Here is a 23,725-nt window from a genome sequence, read left to right as displayed (position 1 = left end):
GAATGCAATGAGTGCGACAGACGCAATTCCCCACAGTGAGGCAAACGCGCGCAGCGAGGCGCGGGAGCCGGCGTTCGGCTTCTGGCGGCGCAGCTACGCGATGCTGGTGAAGGAATTCATCCAGCTTCGCCGCGACCGCGTCTCCTTTGCGATGATCATCATGCTGCCGGTAATGCAGCTGACGTTGTTCGGCTATGCCATCAACACCACGCCGCGCAATCTGCCGAGCGCGGTGCTGCTGCAGGAGGACACCGATCTCGGCCGCTCGATCCTGAAGGCGATGGAGAACACGGCCTATTTCCGCTTCGTCCGCGAGGTCCATACCGTCGAGCAGTTCGACGAGCTGCTGCAATCCGGCAAGGTGCTATTCGGGGTCGAGATCCCGCGCGGCTTCGAGCGCGCGGTGCGGCGCGGCGACAAGCCGGCGCTCCTGGTCGCCGCGGACGCCACCGACCCGGTGGCGTCGGGCACGGCGCTCGGCGCGCTCGGTCCGCTGGTGCAGACCGCGCTGGCGCACGACCTGCATATCGGCGATCCCCCGGACATGCCGTTCGAGATCCGCGCCCATGCCCGCTACAACCCGGCGGCGGAATCCCGCCTCAACATCGTGCCCGGCCTGGTCGGCACCATCCTGACCATGACCATGCTGATCTTCACCGCGCTGTCGGTGACGCGCGAGATCGAGCGCGGCACCATGGAGAGCCTGCTGTCGATGCCGATCAAGCCGGTCGAGGTGATGTTCGGCAAGATCGTGCCTTATGTGATCGTCGGCTTCATCCAGGCCGCGCTGATCATCGGCATCGGCGTCGTCCTGTTCGGCGTGCCGATCTTCGGCAGCCTCACGCTGCTGGCGCTGCTGACGACGCTGTTCATCACCACCAATCTGTCGATCGGCTACACCTTCTCGACCATCGTGCAGAACCAGTTGCAGGCGATGCAGCTCTCGATGATGTTCTTCCTGCCGAGCATCCTGCTGTCCGGCTTCATGTTTCCGTTCGCGGGCATGCCGGTCTGGGCGCAATATGTCGGCGAGGGCCTGCCGCTGACCCATTTCGTCCGCATCGTCCGCGCCATCATGCTGAAGGGCGCGGCGATGCAAAACCTGCAATACGACACGATCGCGCTGGCCGGCCTGATGCTGTTCGCCATGACGGTCGCCGTGACGCGCTTCCGCCGCACGCTGGATTGAGGCTAGGATGGATGCCGTCAGCAATGACGGGGGCCGGGGAATGCCGGGATTCTGGAACAGAGACAAAGCGTCGCAAGACACCACCGTATCGCCCGGCTTCCACCACGCGCTGATGCGCGAGGTGATGACGACTGAGCTGCTCCGCATCAAGGTGCTGATCGGGATCGCCGCGACGTTCTCGGTCATCACCACCGCGATCTACCTCATCGCGCCCGAGGCGCTGGTGCGGGTGTGGCACGGCAATTTCAAGCCGTCCTATCTCTATTCCATCATCGGGCCATTCATCCTGTTCGAGCTCTGGGTGCATGGCGCGATCAGCTGGTACATGAAGCAGGGCCGCGACTTGCCGGTCGTCAGGCGCTATATCGGCGCGCTGATCGAAACCTCGATGCCGACGATTGCGCTCGGCCTCCACATCGACAGCATGGGTCCCGTCGCGGCGCTCGGCTGGGTCGCGCCGTTCGTCTACTTCATCTTCATCATCGCCTCGACGCTGCGGCTGGATTTCGGGCTCTCGGCCTTCACCGGCCTCGTCGCGGCGTCGGAGCTGTTCTGGATGGCGATGTATTATCGTCCTGATGGCACCCTGGATCCTGCGCCGGACCTGTTTTATCACGCCGCGCGCAGTGTCGTGATCCTGATCTGCGGCATCCTCGCCGGCGCCGTCGGGATGCAGTTGCGGCGGCAATTCGCGTCCAGCATCGCGGCCGGCACCGCGCGCGACCGCATCACCAACCTGTTCGGCCAGCACGTCTCGCCGCAGGTGGTCGAGCGGCTGATGGCCGAGGGCACCTCGACCGGGAGCGATATCCGCCGGGTCGCCGTGATGTTCGTTGATTTCCGCAGCTTCACGTCCGGTGCGCGCACCCGCTCGCCGCAGGAGGTGGTCGACCGGCTCGACGGCGCCTTCGCGGTGCTGGTCGACATCCTCGACCGCCACGGCGGCATCGTGAACAAGTTCCTGGGCGACGGTTTCCTCGCGCTGTTCGGCGCGCCTTTCGAGGCCGGCGACGCCGCGCACCAGGCTGTGGCCGCCGCGCGCGAAATGCTCGCCGCCAATGAGCGGCTCAACGCCACGTCGAGCTGGCCGCTGCGCATGGGCATCGGCATCCATATCGGCGAAGTCGTCGCCGGCAATATCGGCTCGCCCCGGCGCAAGGAATACACCGTGATCGGCGACACCGTGAACTTCGCTGCGCGGCTGGAAGCGCTGAACAAGGAGCTCGGCACCCAGTTCCTGATCTCGTCGGCGGTGCGCGAGGCGGCGAGCGATGTGTGCAACGACGCGGTGTCGCGCGGCGAGGTGCCGGTGCGGGGCTACGACCGGCCGGTGGCGGTCTGGCAGCTCGGATAGTGCAATCGAGGTAATTTAGTAGTGGTTGACCGATCATCAACTACTCATATAGATGATTAGATGAGCTCAGCGATCGACGACCGCCTGCCGCGCTACCAGCGTCTCCGCGACGATCTCGCCGCGCGCATCAACCGCAACGAATGGCGTCCCGGCGACCTGATCCCGTCGGAGGCCGAGCTTGGGGCACGTTACGGCGTCGCCATCGGCACCGTGCGTAAGGCGATCGATCAATTGGTCAGCGACGGCGTGCTGGAGCGCCAGCAGGGCCGCGGCACCTTCGTGCGCCGGGCGCGGTTCAACTCCTCGCTGTTCCGCTTCTTCCGTTTCCAATCCGAGAGCGGCGAGCGCCGCGTCCCGCAAAGCCGCATCCTGCGGCGGAAGGCGATGCCGGCGACGTCGGCGGTCGCCTCGGCGCTGCGCATTCCCGTCGGCGAGCCCGTCATCAGCCTGTCGCGCCTGCGCCTGATCGACGATTTGCCGCTGCTCGCCGAGGAGATCTGGCTCGAGCGGTCGCGCTTCGAGGCGATCCTGTCGCTCGCGACCGGAGAATTCGGCGATCTGCTGTATCCGCTCTACGAGAACAGCTGCGGCCAGGTCGTGGTCTCCGCCGATGAAATCCTCACCGTCGAGATCGCAACCGAGATGCAGTCGCGCCTGCTGCGGCTCGAGGCCAACGCGCCGTTGATCGTGATCGAGCGCCTGGCGTTCGACCTGGAGCGGCGGCCGATCGAATGGCGCCGCTCGCGCGGGCCGGCGGACCGCTTCCGCTACCACGCCGAGATCAGGTGAGCGCGGCAATCAAATAGAACAAAACAGAAATCACGGGGAGGAACGATGACAGACTGGTACAGCGACGCGTCACCGCTCGAGCGGCGCACCTTCTGGGCAAGTTTTGGCGGTTGGGGGCTCGATGCGCTCGACGTCCAGATGTTCAGCCTGGCGATTCCGGCGCTGATCACGGCGTTCGGGATCAGCAAGGCCGACGCCGGCCTGCTCGGGTCGGTGACATTGTTCTTCGGCGCATTCGGCGGCTGGCTCGGCGGCGCGCTCGGCGATCGCTTCGGCCGGGTCAAGGCGTTGCAGATCACGGTCGCGACCTTTGCGCTGGCGACCTTCGCCTCCGCCTTCGCGATGAACTACACCCAGCTCGTGATCCTGAAGGCGATCCAGGGCGTCGGCTTCGGCGCCGAATGGGCCTGTGGCGCGGTGCTGATGGCCGAGATCATCCGCGCCGAGCATCGCGGCAAGGCGCTCGGCGCCGTGCAGAGCGCCTGGGCGGTCGGCTGGGGCGCCGCGGTGCTGCTGTCGGCGCTGGTGTTCACTTATGCACCGCCCGACATCGCCTGGCGCATCCTGTTCGCGGTCGGCCTGATCCCGGCGCTCCTGATCCTCTACATCCGCCGCGGATTGAAGGAGCCGCCACGCAGCGCACCGCGTGCTGCCGACCCGCCGTTCCTCGCGACACTGGCCGGCATCTTCCACCGCGACGTGCTGCGCTCGACCTTGATCGGCGGCCTGTTCGGCATCGGCGCCCACGGCGGCTATGCGGCGCTGACCACGTTCCTGCCGACCTACCTGCGCGAGGTGCGGCATCTCTCCGTGCTCGGCTCCAGCGCGTACCTTGCCGTGATCATCGTCGCATTCTTCTGCGGCTGCGTGGCGTCGGGCATCGTCAGTGACCGGATCGGGCGCCGCGCCAACGCGGCATTGTTCGCCGCCGCCTGCGTGGTGACCGTGCTGGTCTACATCTTCGCGCCGCTTTCGAACTCGCAGATGCTGGTGCTCGGCTTTCCGCTCGGCTTCTTCTCGGCCGGCATCCCGGCGAGCATGGCCGCGCTGTTCAGCGAGCTCTATCCGGCCGGCGTGCGCGGTACCGGCGTCGGCTTCTGCTACAATTTCGGCCGCGTCGTCTCGGCGGCGTTTCCATTCCTGGTCGGCTATCTCAGCGATCACATCGGCCTTGGTGCTGCGATCGGGATCGATGCGGCGTTTGCCTATTCGCTGGTGCTGATCGCCGTGCTGATGCTGCCGGAGACCCGCGGCAAGGTGTTCGAGCAAGCCGCCGCCACACGTGCGTGATGATGAGGGATGATGATGACTTCGGATCGGATGACGCGGCGCCGGTTTGCCGCAGGATTGACTGCCGTGCTGTCGGCGGGCGGAGTGGTGAAGCAGGTGAGGGCTGACGTGCCGCGACTCGCGATCGATACCCACTCCCATGTGTTTCACCGCGGCCTGAAGCTCGCGTCCGGCAGGCGCTATGCGCCGGACTATGACGCGCCGCTCAATCTCTATCTGCAGCAGCTCGACCAGAACGGCATCACCAACGGCGTACTGGTGCAGCCGAGCTTTCTCGGCACCGACAATTCCTATCTGGTCGAATGCCTGAAAGCGACCAATGGCCGCCTGCGCGGCATCGCCGTCGTCGACCCAAGCGTCGCGGCGGACGAGCTCGGCGCGCTCGATCGCGCCGGTGTGGTCGGCGTCCGCCTCAATCTGGTCGGCCAGCCGCTGCCAGATCTGGCGTTGCCGGAATGGAAGGCATTGCTCGCGCAGGTCCATGCGTTGGGTTGGCAGGTCGAGATCCAGCGCAACGCGACTGATCTGGCGACGCTGGCACCGAAGCTGCTCGAGCTCGGCGTCAACGTCGTGCTCGATCACTACGCGTTGCCGGATCCGAAGCTCGGCGTCGCCGATCCCGGCTTCCGGTCCATCCTCAAGCTCGGCGCCTCACGAAAAGTCTGGGTCAAGATCTCGGCGCCATATCGCAATGGCGCCGCCGGCGACGCGTTCGCGAAACAGGCTTATCCGCTGCTGCGCGACGCCTATGGCATCGACAGGCTGTTGTGGGGCAGCGACTGGCCGCACACGCAGTTCGAAACCACGCAGAACTATGCGAAGAACCGAAAGTTTCTGGATGAACTTGTGACCGATGCAGATGAACGCGCGCGCGTGCTCGCGTCACCGCGCGCGCTGTTTCGCTTCTAGCCCGCGCGCGATTGTACCGAGTGCACTGAAGGGCGTCGTTGCGGCTGTGTTACGATCGTGGTCATCAGGCCGACCATGACAGGACAACAGCAATGCAGCGCCGCTACATCACCGTCGACGTCTTCACCAACCGCGCCTTCGGCGGCAACCCGCTTGCCGTGGTGCTCGATGCCGGCGGGCTGTCGACGGCGCAGATGCAGGCGATCGCGATCGAGTTCAACTATTCCGAGACCACCTTCGTGCTGCCGCCGCAAGATGGCGCCAACGACGCCAACGTCCGCATCTTCACGACACGCTCGGAAATTCCGTTCGCCGGCCATCCCAATGTCGGCACCGCCTTCGTGCTGGCGACGCAGGCCGCCAAGGCTCCGGCGCGCTTGAGGTTCGAGGAGAAGGCGGGCCTGGTGCCGGTCGAGATCCTGTCCGAGGGCGGCAGGGTGATCGGCGCCGAGCTGACCGCGCCGCAGCCGTTGCAGCGGACGCAGCAGGTGAGCGCGGCCGAGGCGGCCACGTGCCTGTCATTGTCGGCCGACGATGTGAAGACCGACCGCCATGGGCCGGAGTTCGTCTCGGTCGGCCTGCCGTTCCTGGTGCTGGAGATCGGCTCGCGCGAGGCATTGCGGCGCGCGGTGCCCGATGCTGCGGCATTCGCCAGGCTGCTGGCCCACGTCGGCCGCGACAGCGTCTATTTCTACACCCGCGATATTCCGGCAAGCGAGCAGCCGCTCGACCTGCAGGCGCGCATGCTGCATCCCGGCGCGAGCGGCCTGTCGGAAGATCCCGCCACCGGCAGCGCGACCGCGGCCTGCGCGGCTTTGCTCGCCGACCTCGATCCCGCGCGCGACGGCGAGTTGCGATTGCGGATCGGGCAGGGCGTCGACATGGGCCGGCCGAGCCTGTTGCTGACGCGGGTGAAGAAGCAGGCCGGCGCCATCACCTCGGTGCATGTCGGCGGCGGCTGCGTGCGGATGATGGAAGGCACGCTGAACGTGGCAGGCGAGGGAGGCTAATCCTGCTGCGTCCAGCGAATCTATGACTCGCCAGCTACGTCAAACATTCGGTGTCGTCCCGGCGAAGGCCCTAAGATGTGCACACATCTCACTCAGCGACTTTCTTAAGGCTGCACGGGAGGTGGAAGGGCTCTCTCCCCCCTTGCGGGGGAGAGTTGGAGAGAGGGGTAAGCCACAAACACCGGCCGCGCGGCTTACCCCTCTCCCTGACCCTCCCCCGCAAGGGGGGAGGGAACCCGTCCATTGGTGCCGTCCTGACATGGAAGCAGTGATATGTGCACCCCTTAGGGCCTTCGCCGGGACGACATCGCCTCCGAGGGATCACGTTCCACTTTAGACCTGCGGCGCCGCCAGATTATCGATCTTGACGCCTTCGCGGTCCTCGATGATCTCGGCGATCCAGCGCCGGTGGCAGTGCTGGTGATCGCGCTCGTAGCAGAGGATGCAGACCGGGCCGGAGGTCTTCACCAGCGCCGCCAGCTCGTCCAGCTCCTCCCTGGCTTGCGCGGTCTTCAGGTGCTTGGTGTAGATCTTCTCCAGCACCTCATACTTGCCGCTGCGCGCCGCTTCGCGGCCCTCTTTCGGCGTGCCGAGGCCGCGGAGGTGGATGTAGGAAATGCCGCGCTCGTCGAGCCCGGCCGCGAGCGCGCTCTTGGAAAAACCCGCGCGCCGCGACGAGGCGACCGCGCGGACGTCGACGAGCAGCTTGACGCCGGCTTGCTGGAGTTCGTCGAGCACCGCCTTCGACGGGGTCTGCTCGTAGCCGATCGTGAACAGCTTCTTCGCCTTCGCCAAATTCTTCGCTCGGGCCATGGCGGCTCCCTACTATTTCACGCGTTCGATCAATTCCATCGCGCCCGCCGGCGCACGGACTTTGCCCTCGTGGATGACGTAGGCGAAGACGTCGCGCGGCGTCTTGTTCGGTGCCGTCTTGTCGACCCGCGGCAGGTCATCCGGCTCGCCGCCGCCGGCCCAGGCCTGGAAGCGCTTGGCCCAGGCATCGAGCTGCTTCGGCGGATAGCAGGTCTTCAATTCGTCGTTGCCCTTCTGCAGCCGCGCATAGACGAAGTCGCTGGCGACATCGGCGATCGCCGGATATTTGCCGTGCTCGGCGAACACCACGGGGACCTTGTGCTCGCGAATCAGCGCGATGAATTCGGGCACGCGAAAACTGTCGTGGCGGACCTCGACGACGTGGCGTAGCGCGCGGCCCTCGAGCTTGCGCGGCAGCAGTTCGAGGAACTTGCCGAAATCGGCGCCGTCGAACTTCTTGGTCGGCGCGAACTGCCAGAGCACCGGTCCGAGCCGGTCCTTCAATTCCAGCACGCCGGAATCATAGAACCGCTTCACGGAATCGCCGGCCTCGGCGAGCACGCGGCGGTTGGTGGCGAAGCGCGGGCCCTTCAGTGAGAAGATGAAGCCGTCGGGCACTTCGGAAGCCCATTTGCGAAAGCTCTCCGGCTTCTGCGAGCCGTAATAGGTGCCGTTGATCTCGATCGAGGTCAGCTTGGAGGCGGCGTAGGAAAGCTCCTTCGCCTGCGTGAGCTTCTCCGGATAGAACACCCCGCGCCACGGCTCGAAGGTCCAGCCGCCGACGCCGATGTAGATCTTGCCTGCGTCCGTCTTGGTCGGCGCTGGCTTGGCCGGCTCTGCCCTGGTCGTCTCTGTCTTCGTCGTCTCTGTCTTGGTCGTTTTGGAAGGAGCTTTGGCCACGACTGCACTCATCGTGAGGAGGGAACAGGAAGCGAGACTAGTCGAGATAATCGCAATTGGCCAGTTTGCCAGATCGTGACGCCGTGTCTATCGTGGCTGCCGGTGCTCGCTGGGATGCGGAAAAAAACCGGAGAACAACAATGCGCATACTGATCGCCGCCGTCCTCTTGCTGACGTCTTCAGCCGCGCTCGCCGACGAGGTCGACGACGCCCACAAACTCGCGATCACCGGCCGCGACGCCTATTGGAATTGCCTTGCTCGCGAATATCCGCGCGACTCCAACAAGACACTCTCCGATCAGGAGTTCACCTCGCTGATCGCCAACGTCTGTCCGTCGGAGCGGCAGAATTTTCGGGTGTCGCTGATCGACTTCCTGTCGCTGCAGTTTCCGAAGGAGAATTCCGACGCGCATCTGTCCACCGCCAACCGGGCCATCGAGCTTGCCCAGAAAGACATCGTGACCGCGTTCGTCCGGCGCAGGGCGGCGGCGAAATAGGCCCGCACGCTCAATCCAGGTTGCCAAATCCTGTTGCGTCCGGCCGATTTTTGATATCAATCCGCGCACACGGCGAGGGGATATTCCGGCATGGACTCACGATCGATGGCAGGCTTTCTGGGTGCCGTGGTCGCGGCGATCGCGCTGGCGGCGGCGTTCATCTACGGGCCGTCGCCCAGCCAGATCCGCAATCCCGCCCAGCCCGCCTCGGCTCAGCAACCGCAGGCGGCGCCCGAGGCCGCGCCGGCGGCAGCCCCGGCGCCCCGGGGGCCGGTGATTCGCGAGGTTCCGAACAATTAGCCACCCGCGCCCTTGCGGATTGCTGGAGGCTTCCCATCTGTTGCTGGACGGTGACGTTGCAGCTCTGAAACGGGCTCCGGCACCGAGACGACCACGACATTGGCTGCGCCGGATGTACGCGCGCCCCTTGTTCGTGGTCGTTGGCATTTCTGAGGGTATCCTGAGCCCTTTTCCCGCATTCTGAGGGTGAGTTTCGACTCACCTGCCTTGGCAGCGGGAAAGCCTGCGGCTATACGCTGGCGGCCATGAATGACGCCATCAAGCCGGGCCCCGAAACCCCGTCGCAGGCCGCCGGTTTGCCGCAACTTTCGGTCGTCGTCCCGACCTTCAACGAACGCGACAATGTCACGGTGCTGTACCGGCGGCTCGACGCGACGCTGAAGGACGTGCCCTGGGAAGTCATCTTCGTCGACGACAATTCGCCAGACGGAACCTGGGACGTCGTGCGCGGCCTGGCGCGGCAGGATTCCCGGGTGCGCTGCATCCGCCGGGTCGGCCGGCGCGGCCTCTCGGGCGCCTGCATCGAGGGTATTTTGGCCTCGAGCGCGCCATACGCTGCCGTCATCGACGCCGACCTGCAGCACGACGAGACCCAGCTGCCGAAGATGGTGGCGCTGCTCCAAAGCGGCGAGGCCGAGCTCGTGGTCGGCAGCCGCTACATCGAGGGCTACAAGGCGTCAGGCTTCGACAGCCAGCGCGCCGGCGCCAGCGCCTTCGCCACCGAGATCGCGCGCCGCACGCTCAACGTCGAGATCGCCGATCCGATGAGCGGCTTCTTCATGATCCGCCGCGACCGCTTCGAGCAGCTCGCGCCGCAGCTCTCGACCCAGGGCTTCAAGATCCTGCTCGACGTGGTCGCGACCGCACAGGGCAAGCTGCGCGCGGTCGAGATTCCCTACACGTTCGGCTTGCGCCAGCATGGCGAGAGCAAGCTCGATTCCATGGTCGCGCTCGACTTCCTCGGCCTCGTGCTGGCGAAGCTGACGCATGACGTGATCTCGCTGCGCTTCATCCTGTTCGCGATGGTTGGCGCGATCGGCCTCTTGGTGCATCTCGCCGCGCTGTTCATCGCGCTGAAGCTGTTCGACGCCCCGTTCGCGCAGGCGCAGGCCACCGGCGCGATCGTCGCGATGACCAGCAATTTCATCCTGAACAACTTCCTGACCTACCGCGACCAGCGGCTGAAGGGCATCGGGATCGTCGGCGGCCTCTTGCTGTTCTATCTGGTCTGCAGCGTCGGCCTGCTCGCCAATGTCGGCGTCGCGTTCTCGGTCTACGACCAGGAGCCGATCTGGTGGCTTGCGGGCGCGGCGGGCGCGCTGATGGGCGTGGTCTGGAATTACGCGATGTCCGGGCTGTTCGTCTGGCGCAAGCGATGACGCCGGCATGATTCCGAACGAGGCGCGGCTCGCTCAGAACACCGCTCTTGTGATCTGCGCGCTGGTCCTGCTGCGGCTGGCGGCCGCGGCCTGGACGCCGCTGACCTTCGACGAGGCCTATTACTGGATGTGGTCGAAGTCGCTCGCCGGCGGCTACTACGACCATCCGCCGATGGTGGCGCTGGTGATCCGGCTCGGCACCATGATCGCGGGCGATACGCCGTTCGGCGTGCGGCTGGTGTCGATCCTGCTCGCGCTGCCGATGAGCTGGGCGATCTACCGCGCCGCCGCGATCCTGTTCGGCGGCAGCCGGGTGGCCGCAAGCGCTGCGATCCTGCTCAACGTCACGCTGATGGCCGCGGTCGGCACCCTGATCGTGACGCCGGATGCGCCGCTTTTGGTCGCGGCGAGCTTCCTGCTGTTCTCGCTCGCCAAGGTGCTGGAGAGCGGTCGCGGCGCCTGGTGGCTCGCGGTCGGCGCCAGTGCGGGGGCAGCGCTGCTGTCGAAATACACGGCGTTGTTCTTCGGTCCTGCGATCCTGATCTGGCTCGTGGTGGTGCCGAAGCTGCGGCACTGGTTTCTCTCACCCTGGCTCTATCTCGGCGGCGTGGTTGCGCTCGGATTGTTCGCGCCGGTGCTGCGCTGGAACGCCGATCATCAGTGGGTGTCCTTCATCAAGCAGATGGGCCGCGCCCGGATCGAGGATTTCCAGCCGTCCTATGTCGCCGAGCTGATCCCCACCCAGTTCGCCTTTGCGACGCCGCTGGTCTTCATCCTCGGGGTGATGGGCCTGTATGCGCTGTATCGGCGCCGCGCCGGCGCGTTGCCGGCACGCGTGCTGATCAACGTGATGTTCTGGACCATCGTCGTCTATTTCGTCTGGCACGCGCTGCACGCACGGGTCGAGGCCAATTGGTTTGCCCCGGTCTATCCGGCCTTCGTGGTTGCTGCCGCGGTCGCGGCGATCCAGGTGCAATGGTCGACGGCCGTGCAGCGCCGGATCGACTTCTGTCGCCGCTGGGCGGCACCGGGCGGCGTCGTGCTGTTCGCGCTGCTGATCGTGCAGGCCAATACCGGCGTGCTGTCGGGCTTTCGCCGCGATGCCACCGTGCGCAGCGTCGGCGTCGGCTGGCCCGCCTTGGCCTCCGAGATCGAGGCGGTGCGTGCGCGCGTCGGCGCGACCTGTGTGCTCGCACCCGACTACGGCACCACCGGCTGGCTTGCGTTCTATTTGCCCCAAGGCACCTGCGTCGCGCAGCACGGCCAGCGCATCCGCTGGGTCAACATGCCCGAGCCGAGCCCGGCGCAGCTCGCCGGCAAGCTGCTGTATGTGCACGAGCTTGGACAGGGCCTGCCGTCGTCGATGCGCGACGGCTTTGCCCATATCGAAACCGTGGCCGAGGCCAGCCGGATGCGGGGCGAGTTGGTCGTCGAGACCTATGCACTCGATCTGCTGGAAGATCCGAAGGGCGACGTGTTCGATCGCTCGCTGCCGCCTGAGCTGGATTAGAGATGGTTCTTGTCAAATCCCCGTACGGTTACGGGCTGATCTGCAACGAAATTCTCCGCTGATTCAGCGCAGCCGGCTCAACCTCGAGACGTACTCCACGATGTCCCATCATGGGACAAAATCGCCCTTTCCCCGATCCAATGCCATCTTAAAAAAGCCCCATGCCACAGGCACTTCCGGCTTCGCAGGGGATGCATCCGGTTAAGTCGCATTTAACTAAAAGTCGCCTTAATGGCCGTCTGTGCTCCTGCGAGATGCTGAGCCGAACAGTGTTCGGCGCCGCGTTGCGCGGGGGACAAGGTGAACCAATTTTGAGCGCCGGGTGTATGGGTACGAGTGCGAGTGCGTATGTTCTGGGGGCGCCGGCCCGCAGGAAGTCCTCCCGAACAATTCTCCCTCAGCATTTCCTCGGCAGCGCCGCGGTCGCGGGTCTGGTGCTGGGCTGTGCCTGGACGATCTACGCCAACATCTTTGCGGCGAGCGTCTATCCGTCGGTGAACAACGCCCCGTATGAAGCGCCCGTGGTGAAGCGCGCGGCCGCGGTCGCAGCGCGGCCGACGCCGGCATTCAACGAGGTGTTCGCCTCGCTGACGCCTCCGCCGTCGGCGCCCGCCAAGTCGGAGACCGTCAAGGCCGAGATCGCGAAGTCGGACGCGCCGTCGCCGTCGATTATGTTTAACGAAAGGTTTGCCGCGGCGGCGCCCGACGGCGTGCCGTCCAATGTCGTCGTCGCCGATGCGGCACCGTCGACGGACGTGCTCAAGGTGGCGGCTGCGCCGAAGATCGTTGACGCACCGAAGGCCGTGACCACGGTCAAGCTCGCCGAAGCCTCGAAGGCGCTGCCGGCGCCGAAGTCGGTCGAGAATGCCAGGAAGGAAGCCGCGGCCAATCTGCAGGTCGCGCTCGCCGATCCCAATGCCGCGGTCGAGACCAAGGTTTCGGAAAAAGCTGTTGCGAAGGCGGCCGCGAAATCCGGCGGTGTGACCGTGCGCGACATGGCCGCGCGCGCCAAGGCCGCGGTGATGTCGATCGCGTCGAACGAACGGCAGACCATGGTCGAGAAGCTGTGGGGCAAGCGCGAGTCGAACGGCGGACTGCTGTCGTTCGCGTCCGCCGACGCCAACGTCACCGGCAGCATTCCGTCCACGCTGGACCAGGATCCGACGCTGGGCGGTTCGCCGCCCTATGATCGTCAGACCGCGGTCTACGACGTCGCGGCGCACACCGTGTACCTGCCTGACGGCACGCGGCTCGAGGCGCATTCCGGCCTCGGCTCCCGGCTCGACGATCCGCGTTCCTCGCACATGAAAATGGTCGGCGTCACACCGCCGCACATCTACGAGCTGAAGCCGCGCGAAGCCCTGTTCCACGGCGTACCGGCGTTGCGTCTCAACCCGATCGGCGGCGAGGGCAAGATCTTCAACCGCGTCGGTCTGCTCGCGCACACCTTCATGCTCGGTCCGAACGGCGACTCCAACGGGTGCGTCTCGTTCAAGGATTACTACGCCTTCCTCGACGCCTACCGCAACAAGGGCATCCGCCGCCTCGCGGTGCTGGCGCGCGTTCAGTAGACCGTGCCGTCTCGGGGCCGGCGGGTTTCGGCTCCTCCAAAGGTACTGCCCGCAACCGGACCATGGCGGCCTTGTGTAGCTTGAAAGCCCGTCCGGGGCGCTATATTCTGTGATATACAGGGGTAAGGCGCGCCAGTAGAACCACGCTCTCCAGGATCCTGAAAGGCCGGAGAGCAGGGAGGACACATGAGCCGGTCGCCGGGCGTGGTGCACACGGACAAGGTTCTCGATGTGCTTGCCGGAGGCGGGGCGCCTTCGGAGCTGTCGGCGTCGTGGCGTCGGTCCGGTCATTTGCACGCGCTCGATCCCGCCAGCCGCTCGCCGTCCCATCGTCTGCTCCAGGCCGAGATCGCCGCTGCGCAGCAGCGGCTCGGCGAACTGTTGAACGTCGCCCGCGTGACGCTCGACCGGCTGTTCCTTTCCGTCGGCGGGGTCGGCTGTTCGGTCTTGCTCGCGGACAGAGACGGCGTCGTCGTCGACCGGCGCGGCGCGCATGCCGACGACGCGACCTTCGACCGATGGGGTCTGTGGACCGGCGCCGTCTGGAGCGAGAAGTACGAGGGCACCAACGGGATCGGCACCTGCATCGTCGAGAAGCGGCCGCTCTCGATCGATCGCGAGCAGCACTTCTTCACCCGCAATTCCGGGCTGTTCTGCACCACCGCGCCGATCTTCGACGAGCATGGCGAACTGGCCGCCGCGCTTGACGTCTCCTCCTGCCGCGCCGACCTTACGATCGGATTCTCCCGCCTGATCGCGACCACCGTCACCGACGCCGCTCGGGCGATCGAAGCTGAGAATTTCCGCCGCGCGTTTCCCGATGCGCGGATCCTGCTGACGCCGCGAAGCGAACGCGCGGTCAATTCGCTGCTCGCGGTCGACCGCGACGACCTCGTGATCGGCGCCACGCGGGCGGCGCGCCGCGCGCTCGGGCTCAACGCGGCGGCGTTGGCGCGGCCGCTGCCGGCGGCCGATCTGATCGGCGAGACCAGCAGCGACGGCGGCCTGGTCGCCGCGGAACGTGCCGTGCTGCAACGCGCGCTGGCGCGGGCAGGCGGCAACGTATCCAAGGCCGCCAAGGATCTCGACATGTCCCGCGCCACCTTGCATCGCAAGCTGAAGCAGCTCGGCCTGCACCGGTAGGAGCCGGCCTATGGGGGATTGCGCGCCCCGGCCAGTTTGCGGCGCACCCTGTCTCAGATTTGCGACAGTTCCCCTGCGGCCGCTGGGACGGCCCCCTGTTCTGTGTGCCTGATTTGACCGAGCGTCCGGCCCAACGCCGTGTCCATCGGCGTGCCAACGGAGGAACACATGAACAAGGTCGACATGCAGTCCGTGCTGAAGGCGCCCTTTGCGAAGCGCTATGGCAATTACATTGGCGGCGAATGGCGGGAGCCGCACTCAGGCAAGTATTTCGAAAACGTCTCGCCGGTCACCGGGCTTTCGATCTGCGAGATTCCGCGCTCCGATGCGGCCGATATCGAGGCGGCGCTCGACGCGGCGCATGCGGCCAAGGACGCCTGGGGCAAGACCAGCGTTGCCGAGCGCTCTCTGATCCTCAACAGGATCGCCGACCGGATGGAGGCCAATCTCGAAAAGCTCGCCACCGCCGAGACCTGGGACAACGGCAAGCCGATCCGCGAGACCATGGCCGCCGACATGCCGCTCGCGATCGATCACTTCCGCTATTTCGCCAGCGCGATCCGCGGACAGGAAGGCTCGATCTCGGAGATCGACCACGACACCGTCGCCTATCACTTCCACGAGCCGCTCGGCGTCGTCGGCCAGATCATTCCCTGGAATTTCCCGATCCTGATGGCGACCTGGAAGCTTGCGCCGGCGCTCGCCGCCGGCAACTGCGTGGTGATCAAGCCGGCCGAGCAGACCCCGGCGTCGATCATGACGTTGCTCGAACTGATCGGCGATCTCCTGCCCAAGGGCGTGCTGAACGTCGTCAACGGCTTTGGCCTCGAGGCCGGCAAGCCGCTGGCCTCCTCGAACCGGATCGCCAAGATCGCCTTCACCGGCGAGACCACGACGGGCCGGCTGATCATGCAGTACGCCTCGCAGAACCTGATCCCGGTGACGCTCGAGCTCGGCGGCAAATCGCCCAACATCTTCTTCAAGGATGTCTGCGCGGAAGACGACGATTTCTTCGACAAGGCGATCGAGGGCTTCGTGATGTTCGCGCTCAACCAGGGCGAGGTCTGCACCTGCCCGAGCCGTGCGCTGATCCATGAATCGATCTACGACCGCTTCATGGAACGCGCGCTGAAGCGCGTCGCCGCGATCACGCAGGGCAGCCCGCTCGATCCGTCCACGATGATCGGAGCGCAGGCATCTTCCGAGCAGCTCGAGAAGATCCTCTCCTATATCGACATCGGCAAGAAGGAGGGCGCCAAGGTGCTGGCCGGCGGCGAGCGCAACAATCTCGGCGGCGGACTGTCGGGCGGCTACTACGTCAAGCCGACCGTGTTCGAGGGCAACAACAAGATGCGCGTGTTCCAGGAGGAGATCTTCGGGCCGGTGGTGTCCGTGACCACCTTCAAGACCGACGAGGAGGCGCTCTCGATCGCCAACGACACCCTCTACGGCCTCGGTGCCGGCGTCTGGAGCCGCGACGCCAATCGTTGCTACCGCTTCGGTCGCGCCATCCAGGCCGGCCGGGTCTGGACCAACTGCTACCATGCCTATCCGGCGCACGCGGCGTTCGGCGGCTACAAGCAATCCGGCGTCGGCCGCGAGAACCACAAGATGATGCTCGACCATTACCAGCAGACCAAGAACATGCTGGTGAGCTACAGCGCGAAGAAGCTCGGCTTCTTCTGAAAGCTATCGGCTGCAAACGACAGGCTCCGGCGGAGTTCCGCCGGAGCCTCCCTCAAGGAGGCCGCCATGGCAGACAAGGTGACCGCGACGCCGGCTGCACTCGCGCTGATTGCCGAGATCGTGGCCGATCATGGGCCGGTGCTGTTCCACCAATCCGGCGGCTGCTGCGACGGTTCGTCGCCGATGTGCTATCCGCAGGGCGACTTCATCATCGGCGACTACGACGTCAAGCTCGGCGAGATCGGCGGCGCGCCGTTCTATATCAGCGGCTCGCAATATGACGTGTGGAAGCACACCGACCTGATCATCGACGTCATACCCGGCCGCGGCGGCATGTTCTCGCTCGACAATGGCCGTGAACGCAGGTTCCTGACCCGGTCCGAGATGTGCGCGCTGCCGCCGCGCGAGGCGGAATAGGGCGGTCCGGGCGCTGGTGCCATCTCCGCGCCGTCGCCCGCCGTCTGGAACTGAAGGCCGTTGTCGCTATACTGCGCCGATCCACGACGAGTCGAAGCTCGACAGCGGATCTGGTGCAAAGCGACATGTCTCCAACGCCTCCCCTCGAAACTCCGCCGTCGATCACGACAGAGGCGTTCGTCGATGCCGCTGCGGCGGTCGGCCGCCTCGAAGAAATCTACGAGCGCAATACCGGCTTCCTGCGCAATCGGTTCGAGGCCTATGTCAACGGCGTTCCGTTCACGACGCGGGTGCGCGCGCATTATCCGTTCGTGCGCATCACGACCTCGTCGCATGCGCGGCTGGATTCGCGTCTTGCCTACGGGTTCGTCGCCGGCCCCGGCATCCATGCGACCAGCATCACGCGGCCCGACATCTTCCGGACCTATCTCACCGAGCAGATCGGCCTCCTGATCAAGAACCATGGCGTCGCGGTCGAGATCGGCGAATCGAACGAACCGATCCCAATTCATTTCGCCTATCGGCGCGACATCAACATCGAAGCGGCGCTGACCATCGCCGACAGCTCGGCCTTCACGCGATCGCTGCGCGACGTTTTCGATACGCCGGACCTTGCCGCGATGGACGACGCGATCGCGGACGGGACCTTCGCGCTTGCGCCCGGCACGCCGGAGCCGCTCGCGCTGTTCCGCGCCGCGCGGATCGATTACTCGCTGCGCCGGCTCTATCACTACACCGGCACCGATCCGGAGCACTTCCAGAATTTCGTGATCTTCACCAACTATCAGTTCTATGTCGACGCCTTCGCGCAACTCGCCCAGCAGCGCCTCGCAGCGGGCGAGCCCGATATCGAAGCGTTCGTCGCGCCCGGCAATCTGATCACGCGCAATGCGCGGCTCGGCGGCGGCACCAGCGGGACCGTATCCAATCGCGTGCCGCAGATGCCGGCCTTCCATCTCGTCGAGCCCGGCTATCGCGGCATCACCCTGATCAACATCGGCATCGGTCCGTCGAACGCGCGCAACATCACCGATCACGTCGCGGTGCTGCGGCCGCATGCCTGGCTGATGATCGGGCACTGCGCAGGCCTGCGCAACACGCAGCGGCTCGGCGACTACGTGCTCGCCCACGGCTATGTCCGCGAGGATCACGTGCTCGATCACGAGCTGCCGCTCTGGGTCCCGATCCCCGCGCTGGCCGAGATGCAGGTCGCGCTCGAAGAGGCAGTCGACGAGGTCACGGGATTGTCGGGCTTCGAGCTCAAGCGCCTGATGCGCACGGGCACGGTGGCCAGTGTCGACAACCGCAATTGGGAGATCAGCGGGCCGCAGGTGATCCGGCGGATGTCGCAGTCGCGCGCGATCGCGCTCGACATGGAATCGGCGACGATCGCCGCCAACGGCTATCGCTTCCGCGTGCCCTACGGCACGCTGCTCTGCGTCTCCGACAAGCCGCTGCACGGCGAGATCAAGCTCGCCGGCATGGCGAGCGAGTTCTACCGCCAGCGCGTCGGCCAGCATCTTCAGATCGGGTTGAAGGCGCTGGAGCGGCTCAAGCAGCAGGAATCCGAGCGTCTGCATTCGCGCAAGCTCAGGAGCTTTGCCGAGGTCGCGTTCCAGTAGTTCGTCTCCGCGTCGTTCCGGGGCTCGCGCAGCGCGAGCCCGGAATCCATTCATCCAATGTGTCCGGCGGCGATCTGCGGATACAAATCGATCCACTGCGGATTCTTCTCTTCGATCAATTTGATCTTCCAATCGCGCCGCCACTTCTTAAGCTCTTTCTCGCGCGCGATCGCAGTGAGGGCGTCGTCGTAAATCTCGAACCAGACGAGCTTGTCGACGGCATATCGCTTGGTAAAGCCGGCGACCGCCTTGGTCTTGTGTTGGTACACACGACGCACGATGTCGTTCGTCACGCCGAGATAGAGCGTGCCGTTCTTGTCGCTCGCGAGGAGGTAGACGTAATAGGCCATGAGCACGCGGAGCAATGGATTCCGGGCTCACGCTTCGCGTGCCCCGGAATGACGAAACCCCGGCATCGCTGCCGGGGTTTTGCATTCCTTGTAATCGCCTTGAGAGGCCGGACTTAGAAGTCCATGCCGCCCATGCCGCCGCCCGGAGGCATCGCGGGGCCGCCGGCGTTCTTCTTCGGCAGCTCGGCGACCATCGCTTCCGTGGTGATCAGAAGCGCGGCAACCGAGGCTGCGTTCTGGATCGCGGTGCGCACGACCTTGGTCGGGTCGATGATGCCCTTCTTGACGAGGTCCGCGTAGTCGCCGGTCTGGGAGTCGAAGCCGTAAGCGTAGGCCTTGTTCTCCAGGATCTTGCCGACGATCACCGAGCCGTCTTCACCGGCGTTGATCGCGATCTGGCGAGCCGGAGACGACAGCGCCTTGCGCACGATCTCGACGCCGGTCTTCTGGTCGTCGTTCTTGGTGCGCAGGCCCTTGAGCGCCTCGGAGGCACGAAGCAGGGCGACGCCGCCGCCCGGGACGATGCCTTCCTCGACCGCCGCGCGGGTCGCATGCATCGCGTCATCAACGCGATCCTTGCGCTCCTTCACCTCGACCTCGGTCGCGCCGCCGACGCGGATCACCGCGACGCCGCCCGCGAGCTTGGCGAGACGCTCCTGCAGCTTCTCACGGTCGTAGTCCGAGGTGGTCTCCTCGATCTGCGCCTTGATCTGGGCGACGCGAGCGTCGATGTCGGCCTTCTTGCCGGCGCCGTTGACGATCGTGGTGTTCTCCTTGTCGATCATCACCTTCTTGGCGCGACCGAGCATCTGCAGCGTGACGTTCTCGAGCTTGATGCCGAGGTCTTCCGAGATGGCCTGGCCGCCGGTCAGGATCGCGATGTCCTGCAGCATGGCCTTGCGGCGATCGCCGAAGCCCGGAGCCTTGACGGCCGCGACCTTCAGGCCGCCACGCAGGCGGTTGACGACGAGGGTGGCGAGCGCTTCGCCTTCGACGTCCTCGGCGACGATGACCAGCGGCTTGCCGGTCTGCACCACGGCCTCGAGCAGCGGCAGCAGCTCGTTCAGCGAGGAGAGCTTCTTCTCGTTGATCAGGATGTAGGCGTCGTCCATTTCAACGCGCATCTTGTCGGCGTTGGTGACGAAGTAGGGCGAGATGTAGCCGCGATCGAACTGCATGCCCTCGACGACGTCGAGCTCGGTCTCGAGCGACTTGGCTTCCTCGACCGTGATCACGCCCTCGTTGCCGACCTTCTTCATGGCATCGGCGAGGAACTTGCCGATTTCGGCATCGCCGTTGGCCGAGATGGTGCCGACCTGGGCGATCTCGTCGTTCGAGGTGACCTTCTTGGAGTTCTTCACGAGATCGGCGACGACGGCTTCCACCGCCAGGTCGATACCGCGCTTGAGGTCCATCGGGTTCATGCCGGCGGCAACCGACTTGGCGCCTTCACGCACGATCGCCTGGGCGAGCACGGTCGCGGTGGTGGTGCCGTCGCCGGCCGCGTCAGCCGACTTGGAGGCCACTTCGCGCACCATCTGGGCGCCCATGTTCTCGAACTTGTCCTCGAGCTCGATCTCCTTGGCGACGGTGACGCCGTCCTTGGTGATGCGGGGAGCGCCGAACGACTTCTCGAGCACGACGTTGCGGCCCTTCGGACCGAGGGTGACCTTCACCGCGTTGGCGAGGATATCGACGCCGCGCAGCATCTTGTCGCGCGCATCGACCGAGAATTTGACTTCTTTAGCTGCCATCTGAAATTTTCCTTGGATGATTTACCTTGGGAGGGAGGAGGCGCTCAGGCCGCCTTCTTCTTGGAAGCGGGGACGTCGAGGACGCCCATGATGTCGCTTTCCTTCATGATCAGCAGGTCTTCACCGTCGATCTTGACCTCGGTGCCGGACCACTTGCCGAACAGGACGCGGTCGCCGACCTTGAGGTCGATCGGGATCAGCTTGCCAGCTTCGTCGCGGCCGCCCGGACCGACGGCGGTGACTTCGCCCTGCGAGGGCTTTTCCTTGGCGCTGTCCGGAATGATGATGCCGCCAGCAGTCTTCTCTTCGGCGTCGATGCGCTTGACCACGACGCGGTCGTGAAGCGGACGGAATTTCATGCAGTCCTCCTAAGCATATGCAGATATTGTTGGATTTTGGAGTGTTAGCAGTCCAGCTGGGCGAGTGCCAGCTGGCTGGGCTGGAGATAGGCCAAGCCGTTGCGGCGGGCAAGGGCCTGTAGCAGAAAATTTGGCACTCAAGAATGCCCTCTGCCACGATCGTGAGAGGATCGTCGCGGCATCCTTAATGCCGCCCGCCCGGGTGCCGGGCAGCTATTAGCAGATGCGGTAAGCTGCTGCCAACGCACGAAATTTCAACAATCCATTAAACATTTAGGCTTGAGATGGGTTAGTCGCGTGCGTCACATTTCTCTCATGTGAGCGCATCCATTGCCGGTGGTCCGGCTGGGGTCGGCCGCCATGTGAGTGCGCTCCGTCACAGGAGGTTGGCATGGTCTCGCGGGTTGGTGGGGTTGTTTCGGACGATTTCCGGAAGCAGTTGCTGGGCTATGGGCTGACGACGGCGCAGATCCTTTACCGGATGCCGGATCATCCCTCGTTCCTGCAAACCTATGTCTGGCAGAACTACGATCTGTTCCCGAAATTTCCGGCGCTGCAGGATTTCCTGGCCTTCTGGCAGCAGAAGCTCGACGGCCCGTTGTTCGCGGTGACGGTGGCGCATTCCAAGCTGATCAAGCCGACCGAGCTGCGCGCGGTCGACGGCGTCTTCCGCCTGCACTGAGCGGATGGGAGCGGTGACGTTGCGTAGGGTGGGCAAAGGCGCGTCAGCGCTGTGCCCACCTTCACCGCCACTGCTCGCGATGGTGGGCACGCTGCGCTTTGCCCACCCTACGCAGCGTGGATTGTGCTAGCCTTTCCCGACCAAAAAAACGGGAGGTAATCATGGCAAAGCAAAAGGTCACAGCAAGACCCGCAGCCAAGACCGCGGTGAAGAAGAAATGGACCGGGCTCGGCACATCGGCCAAATCAGCCGCGCGCAAGACCATCAAGTCCAAGGGCCGCGTCTCGGCGGTCAAGAAGAGCGCGCCCAAGGCCGCAGTGAAGGCGCGGCCGAAGCAGCGCGTCGCGATCAGCCATCACCGCGAAGAGGATTTCAAGGCCGACGGCCTGCGCACCTACGCAAAGTACCGCGACCTCGGCATATCGGCCGCCAGCCACGGCCTGGCGCAGGCGCATGTGATCCGGTTGCAGGGCCCGTGCAATCCGGACGAGGTCTCCAAGCTGCACTTCCACGACGTCGAATTCCAGATGGTCTACGTGCTCAAGGGCTGGGTGAAGACCTACATGGAAGGCGAGGGCGAGACGCTGATGCGCGAGGGCAGCGCCTGGACCCAGCCGCCGAAGATCCAGCACATGATCCTGGATTACTCCGACGACGTCGAACTGCTGGAGGTGATCCTGCCGGCCGAGTTCAAGACGGTGGAGTTGAAGGCTTAGCTACCCGTGGTTCAAACGCGGCACGCTCTAGACTAACGGCGCGCGCTGGACGTACTCAGGGCGGGCACGGAGCCGATGACGGCGGCGGAGATTGCGGCGGCCGTGCTGGCGGCCCATGGCGCGCATGACGCCACCTTGAATACGTGCAGGCATCGCGCTGGGGATACAGCACAGCCTCAAAAACCATGAGGGGAAGGGCGTGGAACAGGTTCGCTGGGCTACCCGGCACGGTGGATGATTAAGATTGAGGAGCGTCTGGGGGCTTAGGTGCTTTCGGCAGTTTCGGGGTTTTCGAACGGTCGCCGTCTGCTCCCTTGCCATTCATCGTGCTTGCCAGCCAAATTGCCGAAGTGGGGCCACCTATAGCTACAATTGCAATTATCCCAGCGGCCCACGCATTGCCAAAAATGGCAGCCAGGGTAGCCAGAGAAAGACCCCATACAGCGACACCGCCAGCGATCAATTGACCGCGATCCATTCTCCGCTCGGAGCCTTCGGTCCGCTGCCGCTCCAGGTTCTGGCGATGAGTGCGTTGTTGTTCGGTCCAACTGATAATCTTTTGACCGAGGCCAGGGAATTCCTGCTCATATTCAGCAAGGATATCCGGAGGCATGATCGGCAAAGAACCGCGGGCGACGAAGAAACGAGCGCTTACCTGAATGGCCTTCGTTACTTGGGGGTCGCTTACATCTACGCCCGCAGTTTCAAGGGCACCTTCTAGGGCGGGAGGCAGAACTTCGGGAAGCTGCCCCTGCTCACGTTCTTTCGGGCTTGCGGTCTCTTTCGATGGCTCTGGAGTGATCGGTGTGCGGGACTGACCTGCTTCGTCCATGTGTTGGAGACCCATATACTGTCCGCATCATGTCGGCAGACCTCAATACGGTGTACATATCGGTCGCCGCATTACTCCAGTCAGAGATCATGGCCTCTGCATCGGAATCGTAGAAGTGCTGAACCTCCTGCGGGAACGGATTCAGCGCTGACCCGGCGCCTTGTAGATAGTCGCGGACATAGCCTTTCAGCTCAACAAAGTAGCTGCGGCCGCCATGGTTACAAATAAGGTCAACCGCCTTTTGCTGCTCTGTTGCATTGTTTAGTACGTGCGACCACAGGTCGGTTGCCTGGTCTCGGACGACTAGATTGCAGCAAATGCTGTGATCGGCAGGGTTTTCATCCCACACGCACTTCCAGCCCTCGTTGGCTGGATGGGAAAGAAAACCTGATAGGTATTTTTTTCCTGACATCTCAGCTACTTACGGGTGGGAATGCAGACTCAACATAGCAATTGGAATATAGCGTACACTCACTTTGGCTCAATACCCTTGCTGATAATTTAATTTCGTGACCTGGATCATTGTCCCAGATGGCGCTGCCAGTAGCCAATGAAATCGACGCTCCTGCCTCATTTGAGTTGCCAAGGCCGCGCAATACGGTTCACTTGACCTCCGTTCGAAACCCGGCGGTTGTCCTCACGTCATGAGGACT

23 protein-coding genes are annotated in these 23,725 nt (G+C 64.6%); 17 read left to right on the top strand and 6 right to left on the bottom strand.

Annotated elements, in window-relative coordinates; translation table 11 throughout:
- Positions 1 to 7 precede the first annotated feature (7 nt).
- The 6 genes from IC762_RS23240 (at position 8) to IC762_RS23215 (ending at position 6,541) form a co-directional block, all read left to right on the top strand.
- Positions 8 to 1,189: an ABC transporter permease gene (locus IC762_RS23240; protein WP_433995848.1), complete on the top strand. Its 1,182-nt coding sequence runs from the start codon at positions 8 to 10 to the stop codon at positions 1,187 to 1,189.
- 40 nt (positions 1,190 to 1,229) lie between these two features.
- Positions 1,230 to 2,543, top strand: a complete 1,314-nt coding sequence (locus IC762_RS23235) for an adenylate/guanylate cyclase domain-containing protein (protein ID WP_195784536.1) — start codon at positions 1,230 to 1,232, stop codon at positions 2,541 to 2,543.
- Positions 2,544 to 2,603: 60 nt separating this feature from the next.
- Positions 2,604 to 3,332 (top strand): GntR family transcriptional regulator, encoded by a 729-nt coding sequence (locus IC762_RS23230; RefSeq protein ID WP_195784535.1) that lies wholly within the window; start codon positions 2,604 to 2,606, stop codon positions 3,330 to 3,332.
- A gap of 45 nt (positions 3,333 to 3,377) precedes the next feature.
- Positions 3,378 to 4,622, top strand: coding sequence for an MFS transporter (locus IC762_RS23225; RefSeq protein ID WP_195784534.1), 1,245 nt, complete (start codon positions 3,378 to 3,380; stop codon positions 4,620 to 4,622).
- 12 nt (positions 4,623 to 4,634) lie between these two features.
- A complete protein-coding gene (locus tag IC762_RS23220; protein ID WP_246801180.1) occupies positions 4,635 to 5,531 on the top strand; it encodes an amidohydrolase family protein in 897 nt (298 codons plus the stop codon).
- Positions 5,532 to 5,623: 92 nt separating this feature from the next.
- A complete protein-coding gene (locus IC762_RS23215) occupies positions 5,624 to 6,541 on the top strand; it encodes a PhzF family phenazine biosynthesis protein (protein WP_195784532.1) in 918 nt (305 codons plus the stop codon).
- Positions 6,542 to 6,874: 333 nt separating this feature from the next.
- On the opposite strand, the gene IC762_RS23210 is transcribed toward IC762_RS23215, so the two are convergent.
- Both IC762_RS23210 and IC762_RS23205 read right to left on the bottom strand, forming a co-directional pair.
- Positions 6,875 to 7,336, bottom strand: coding sequence for a DUF488 domain-containing protein (locus tag IC762_RS23210; RefSeq protein WP_195790252.1), 462 nt, complete (start codon positions 7,334 to 7,336; stop codon positions 6,875 to 6,877).
- A gap of 30 nt (positions 7,337 to 7,366) precedes the next feature.
- The gene (locus tag IC762_RS23205) at positions 7,367 to 8,266 is read right to left on the bottom strand and encodes a DUF72 domain-containing protein (protein WP_246801177.1); all 900 of its coding nucleotides are present in this window, start codon (positions 8,264 to 8,266) and stop codon (positions 7,367 to 7,369) included.
- Positions 8,267 to 8,394: 128 nt separating this feature from the next.
- On the opposite strand from IC762_RS23205, the gene IC762_RS23200 reads away from it, so the two are divergent.
- From IC762_RS23200 to IC762_RS23160, 9 genes are all read left to right on the top strand, one after another.
- Complete coding sequence (locus IC762_RS23200; RefSeq protein ID WP_195784531.1) at positions 8,395 to 8,751, top strand: hypothetical protein; 357 nt, start codon at positions 8,395 to 8,397, stop codon at positions 8,749 to 8,751.
- A gap of 90 nt (positions 8,752 to 8,841) precedes the next feature.
- Positions 8,842 to 9,051: a hypothetical protein gene (locus IC762_RS23195; RefSeq protein ID WP_195784530.1), complete on the top strand. Its 210-nt coding sequence runs from the start codon at positions 8,842 to 8,844 to the stop codon at positions 9,049 to 9,051.
- A gap of 245 nt (positions 9,052 to 9,296) precedes the next feature.
- Positions 9,297 to 10,430, top strand: coding sequence for a glycosyltransferase family 2 protein (locus tag IC762_RS23190; protein ID WP_195784529.1), 1,134 nt, complete (start codon positions 9,297 to 9,299; stop codon positions 10,428 to 10,430).
- Positions 10,431 to 10,437: 7 nt separating this feature from the next.
- Complete coding sequence (locus tag IC762_RS23185) at positions 10,438 to 11,940, top strand: glycosyltransferase family 39 protein (protein ID WP_195784528.1); 1,503 nt, start codon at positions 10,438 to 10,440, stop codon at positions 11,938 to 11,940.
- Between the two features lie 434 nt (positions 11,941 to 12,374).
- Positions 12,375 to 13,511, top strand: a complete 1,137-nt coding sequence (locus IC762_RS23180; RefSeq protein WP_433995847.1) for a tlde1 domain-containing protein — start codon at positions 12,375 to 12,377, stop codon at positions 13,509 to 13,511.
- A 186-nt stretch (positions 13,512 to 13,697) separates the two neighbouring features.
- Entirely contained in the window at positions 13,698 to 14,654 is a 957-nt protein-coding gene (locus tag IC762_RS23175) for a helix-turn-helix domain-containing protein (RefSeq protein WP_195784527.1), read from the top strand.
- 168 nt (positions 14,655 to 14,822) lie between these two features.
- Positions 14,823 to 16,340: an aldehyde dehydrogenase gene (adh, locus tag IC762_RS23170; RefSeq protein WP_195784526.1), complete on the top strand. Its 1,518-nt coding sequence runs from the start codon at positions 14,823 to 14,825 to the stop codon at positions 16,338 to 16,340.
- A gap of 66 nt (positions 16,341 to 16,406) precedes the next feature.
- Positions 16,407 to 16,757, top strand: a complete 351-nt coding sequence (locus tag IC762_RS23165; RefSeq protein WP_195784525.1) for a DUF779 domain-containing protein — start codon at positions 16,407 to 16,409, stop codon at positions 16,755 to 16,757.
- Positions 16,758 to 16,882: 125 nt separating this feature from the next.
- Entirely contained in the window at positions 16,883 to 18,379 is a 1,497-nt protein-coding gene (locus tag IC762_RS23160) for an AMP nucleosidase (protein WP_195784524.1), read from the top strand.
- Positions 18,380 to 18,429: 50 nt separating this feature from the next.
- Here the strand turns inward: IC762_RS23160 and IC762_RS23155 are convergent, their stop codons facing one another.
- The 3 genes from IC762_RS23155 to IC762_RS23145 form a co-directional block, all read right to left on the bottom strand.
- Complete coding sequence (locus IC762_RS23155) at positions 18,430 to 18,729, bottom strand: GIY-YIG nuclease family protein (protein WP_195784523.1); 300 nt, start codon at positions 18,727 to 18,729, stop codon at positions 18,430 to 18,432.
- Positions 18,730 to 18,842: 113 nt separating this feature from the next.
- Entirely contained in the window at positions 18,843 to 20,483 is a 1,641-nt protein-coding gene (gene groL / locus IC762_RS23150; RefSeq protein ID WP_195784522.1) for a chaperonin GroEL, read from the bottom strand.
- Positions 20,484 to 20,527: 44 nt separating this feature from the next.
- On the bottom strand, positions 20,528 to 20,842 hold the full coding sequence (locus tag IC762_RS23145; RefSeq protein WP_038383333.1) for a co-chaperone GroES: 315 nt from the start codon (positions 20,840 to 20,842) through the stop codon (positions 20,528 to 20,530).
- A gap of 391 nt (positions 20,843 to 21,233) precedes the next feature.
- Here IC762_RS23145 and IC762_RS23140 point away from each other — a divergent pair, with 391 nt between their 5' ends.
- Positions 21,234 to 21,524: an usg protein gene (locus IC762_RS23140; protein ID WP_195784521.1), complete on the top strand. Its 291-nt coding sequence runs from the start codon at positions 21,234 to 21,236 to the stop codon at positions 21,522 to 21,524.
- 161 nt (positions 21,525 to 21,685) lie between these two features.
- A complete protein-coding gene (locus IC762_RS23135) occupies positions 21,686 to 22,240 on the top strand; it encodes a cupin domain-containing protein (protein WP_195784520.1) in 555 nt (184 codons plus the stop codon).
- A 238-nt stretch (positions 22,241 to 22,478) separates the two neighbouring features.
- On the opposite strand, the gene IC762_RS23130 is transcribed toward IC762_RS23135, so the two are convergent.
- Positions 22,479 to 23,072, bottom strand: coding sequence for a DUF2335 domain-containing protein (locus tag IC762_RS23130; protein ID WP_195784519.1), 594 nt, complete (start codon positions 23,070 to 23,072; stop codon positions 22,479 to 22,481).
- Positions 23,073 to 23,725: the final 653 nt, after the last annotated feature.

The sequence above is a fragment of the Bradyrhizobium genosp. L genome, assembly GCF_015624485.1.
In the GTDB taxonomy this organism is placed as follows: Bacteria; Pseudomonadota; Alphaproteobacteria; order Rhizobiales; family Xanthobacteraceae; genus Bradyrhizobium.
The sequence above is the reverse complement of the archived record's forward strand: the minus strand, read 5'-3'. Positions and strand labels throughout refer to the sequence as shown.

Excerpts from the sequence above, each read along its gene's own strand:
- IC762_RS23240 (WP_433995848.1), top strand. The coding sequence starts at position 8 with ATGAGTGCGACAGACGCAATTCCCCACAGTGAGGCAAACGCGCGCAGC.
- IC762_RS23235 (WP_195784536.1), top strand. The coding sequence starts at position 1,230 with ATGCCGGGATTCTGGAACAGAGACAAAGCGTCGCAAGACACCACCGTA.
- IC762_RS23230 (WP_195784535.1), top strand. The coding sequence starts at position 2,604 with ATGAGCTCAGCGATCGACGACCGCCTGCCGCGCTACCAGCGTCTCCGC.
- IC762_RS23225 (WP_195784534.1), top strand. The coding sequence starts at position 3,378 with ATGACAGACTGGTACAGCGACGCGTCACCGCTCGAGCGGCGCACCTTC.
- IC762_RS23220 (WP_246801180.1), top strand. The coding sequence starts at position 4,635 with ATGATGACTTCGGATCGGATGACGCGGCGCCGGTTTGCCGCAGGATTG.
- IC762_RS23215 (WP_195784532.1), top strand. The coding sequence starts at position 5,624 with ATGCAGCGCCGCTACATCACCGTCGACGTCTTCACCAACCGCGCCTTC.
- IC762_RS23205 (WP_246801177.1), bottom strand. The coding sequence starts at position 8,266 with ATGAGTGCAGTCGTGGCCAAAGCTCCTTCCAAAACGACCAAGACAGAG.
- IC762_RS23200 (WP_195784531.1), top strand. The coding sequence starts at position 8,395 with ATGCGCATACTGATCGCCGCCGTCCTCTTGCTGACGTCTTCAGCCGCG.
- IC762_RS23195 (WP_195784530.1), top strand. The coding sequence starts at position 8,842 with ATGGACTCACGATCGATGGCAGGCTTTCTGGGTGCCGTGGTCGCGGCG.
- IC762_RS23190 (WP_195784529.1), top strand. The coding sequence starts at position 9,297 with ATGAATGACGCCATCAAGCCGGGCCCCGAAACCCCGTCGCAGGCCGCC.
- IC762_RS23185 (WP_195784528.1), top strand. The coding sequence starts at position 10,438 with ATGATTCCGAACGAGGCGCGGCTCGCTCAGAACACCGCTCTTGTGATC.
- IC762_RS23175 (WP_195784527.1), top strand. The coding sequence starts at position 13,698 with ATGAGCCGGTCGCCGGGCGTGGTGCACACGGACAAGGTTCTCGATGTG.
- adh (WP_195784526.1), top strand. The coding sequence starts at position 14,823 with ATGAACAAGGTCGACATGCAGTCCGTGCTGAAGGCGCCCTTTGCGAAG.
- IC762_RS23165 (WP_195784525.1), top strand. The coding sequence starts at position 16,407 with ATGGCAGACAAGGTGACCGCGACGCCGGCTGCACTCGCGCTGATTGCC.
- IC762_RS23160 (WP_195784524.1), top strand. The coding sequence starts at position 16,883 with ATGTCTCCAACGCCTCCCCTCGAAACTCCGCCGTCGATCACGACAGAG.
- IC762_RS23155 (WP_195784523.1), bottom strand. The coding sequence starts at position 18,729 with ATGGCCTATTACGTCTACCTCCTCGCGAGCGACAAGAACGGCACGCTC.
- groL (WP_195784522.1), bottom strand. The coding sequence starts at position 20,483 with ATGGCAGCTAAAGAAGTCAAATTCTCGGTCGATGCGCGCGACAAGATG.
- IC762_RS23145 (WP_038383333.1), bottom strand. The coding sequence starts at position 20,842 with ATGAAATTCCGTCCGCTTCACGACCGCGTCGTGGTCAAGCGCATCGAC.
- IC762_RS23140 (WP_195784521.1), top strand. The coding sequence starts at position 21,234 with ATGGTCTCGCGGGTTGGTGGGGTTGTTTCGGACGATTTCCGGAAGCAG.
- IC762_RS23135 (WP_195784520.1), top strand. The coding sequence starts at position 21,686 with ATGGCAAAGCAAAAGGTCACAGCAAGACCCGCAGCCAAGACCGCGGTG.
- IC762_RS23130 (WP_195784519.1), bottom strand. The coding sequence starts at position 23,072 with ATGGACGAAGCAGGTCAGTCCCGCACACCGATCACTCCAGAGCCATCG.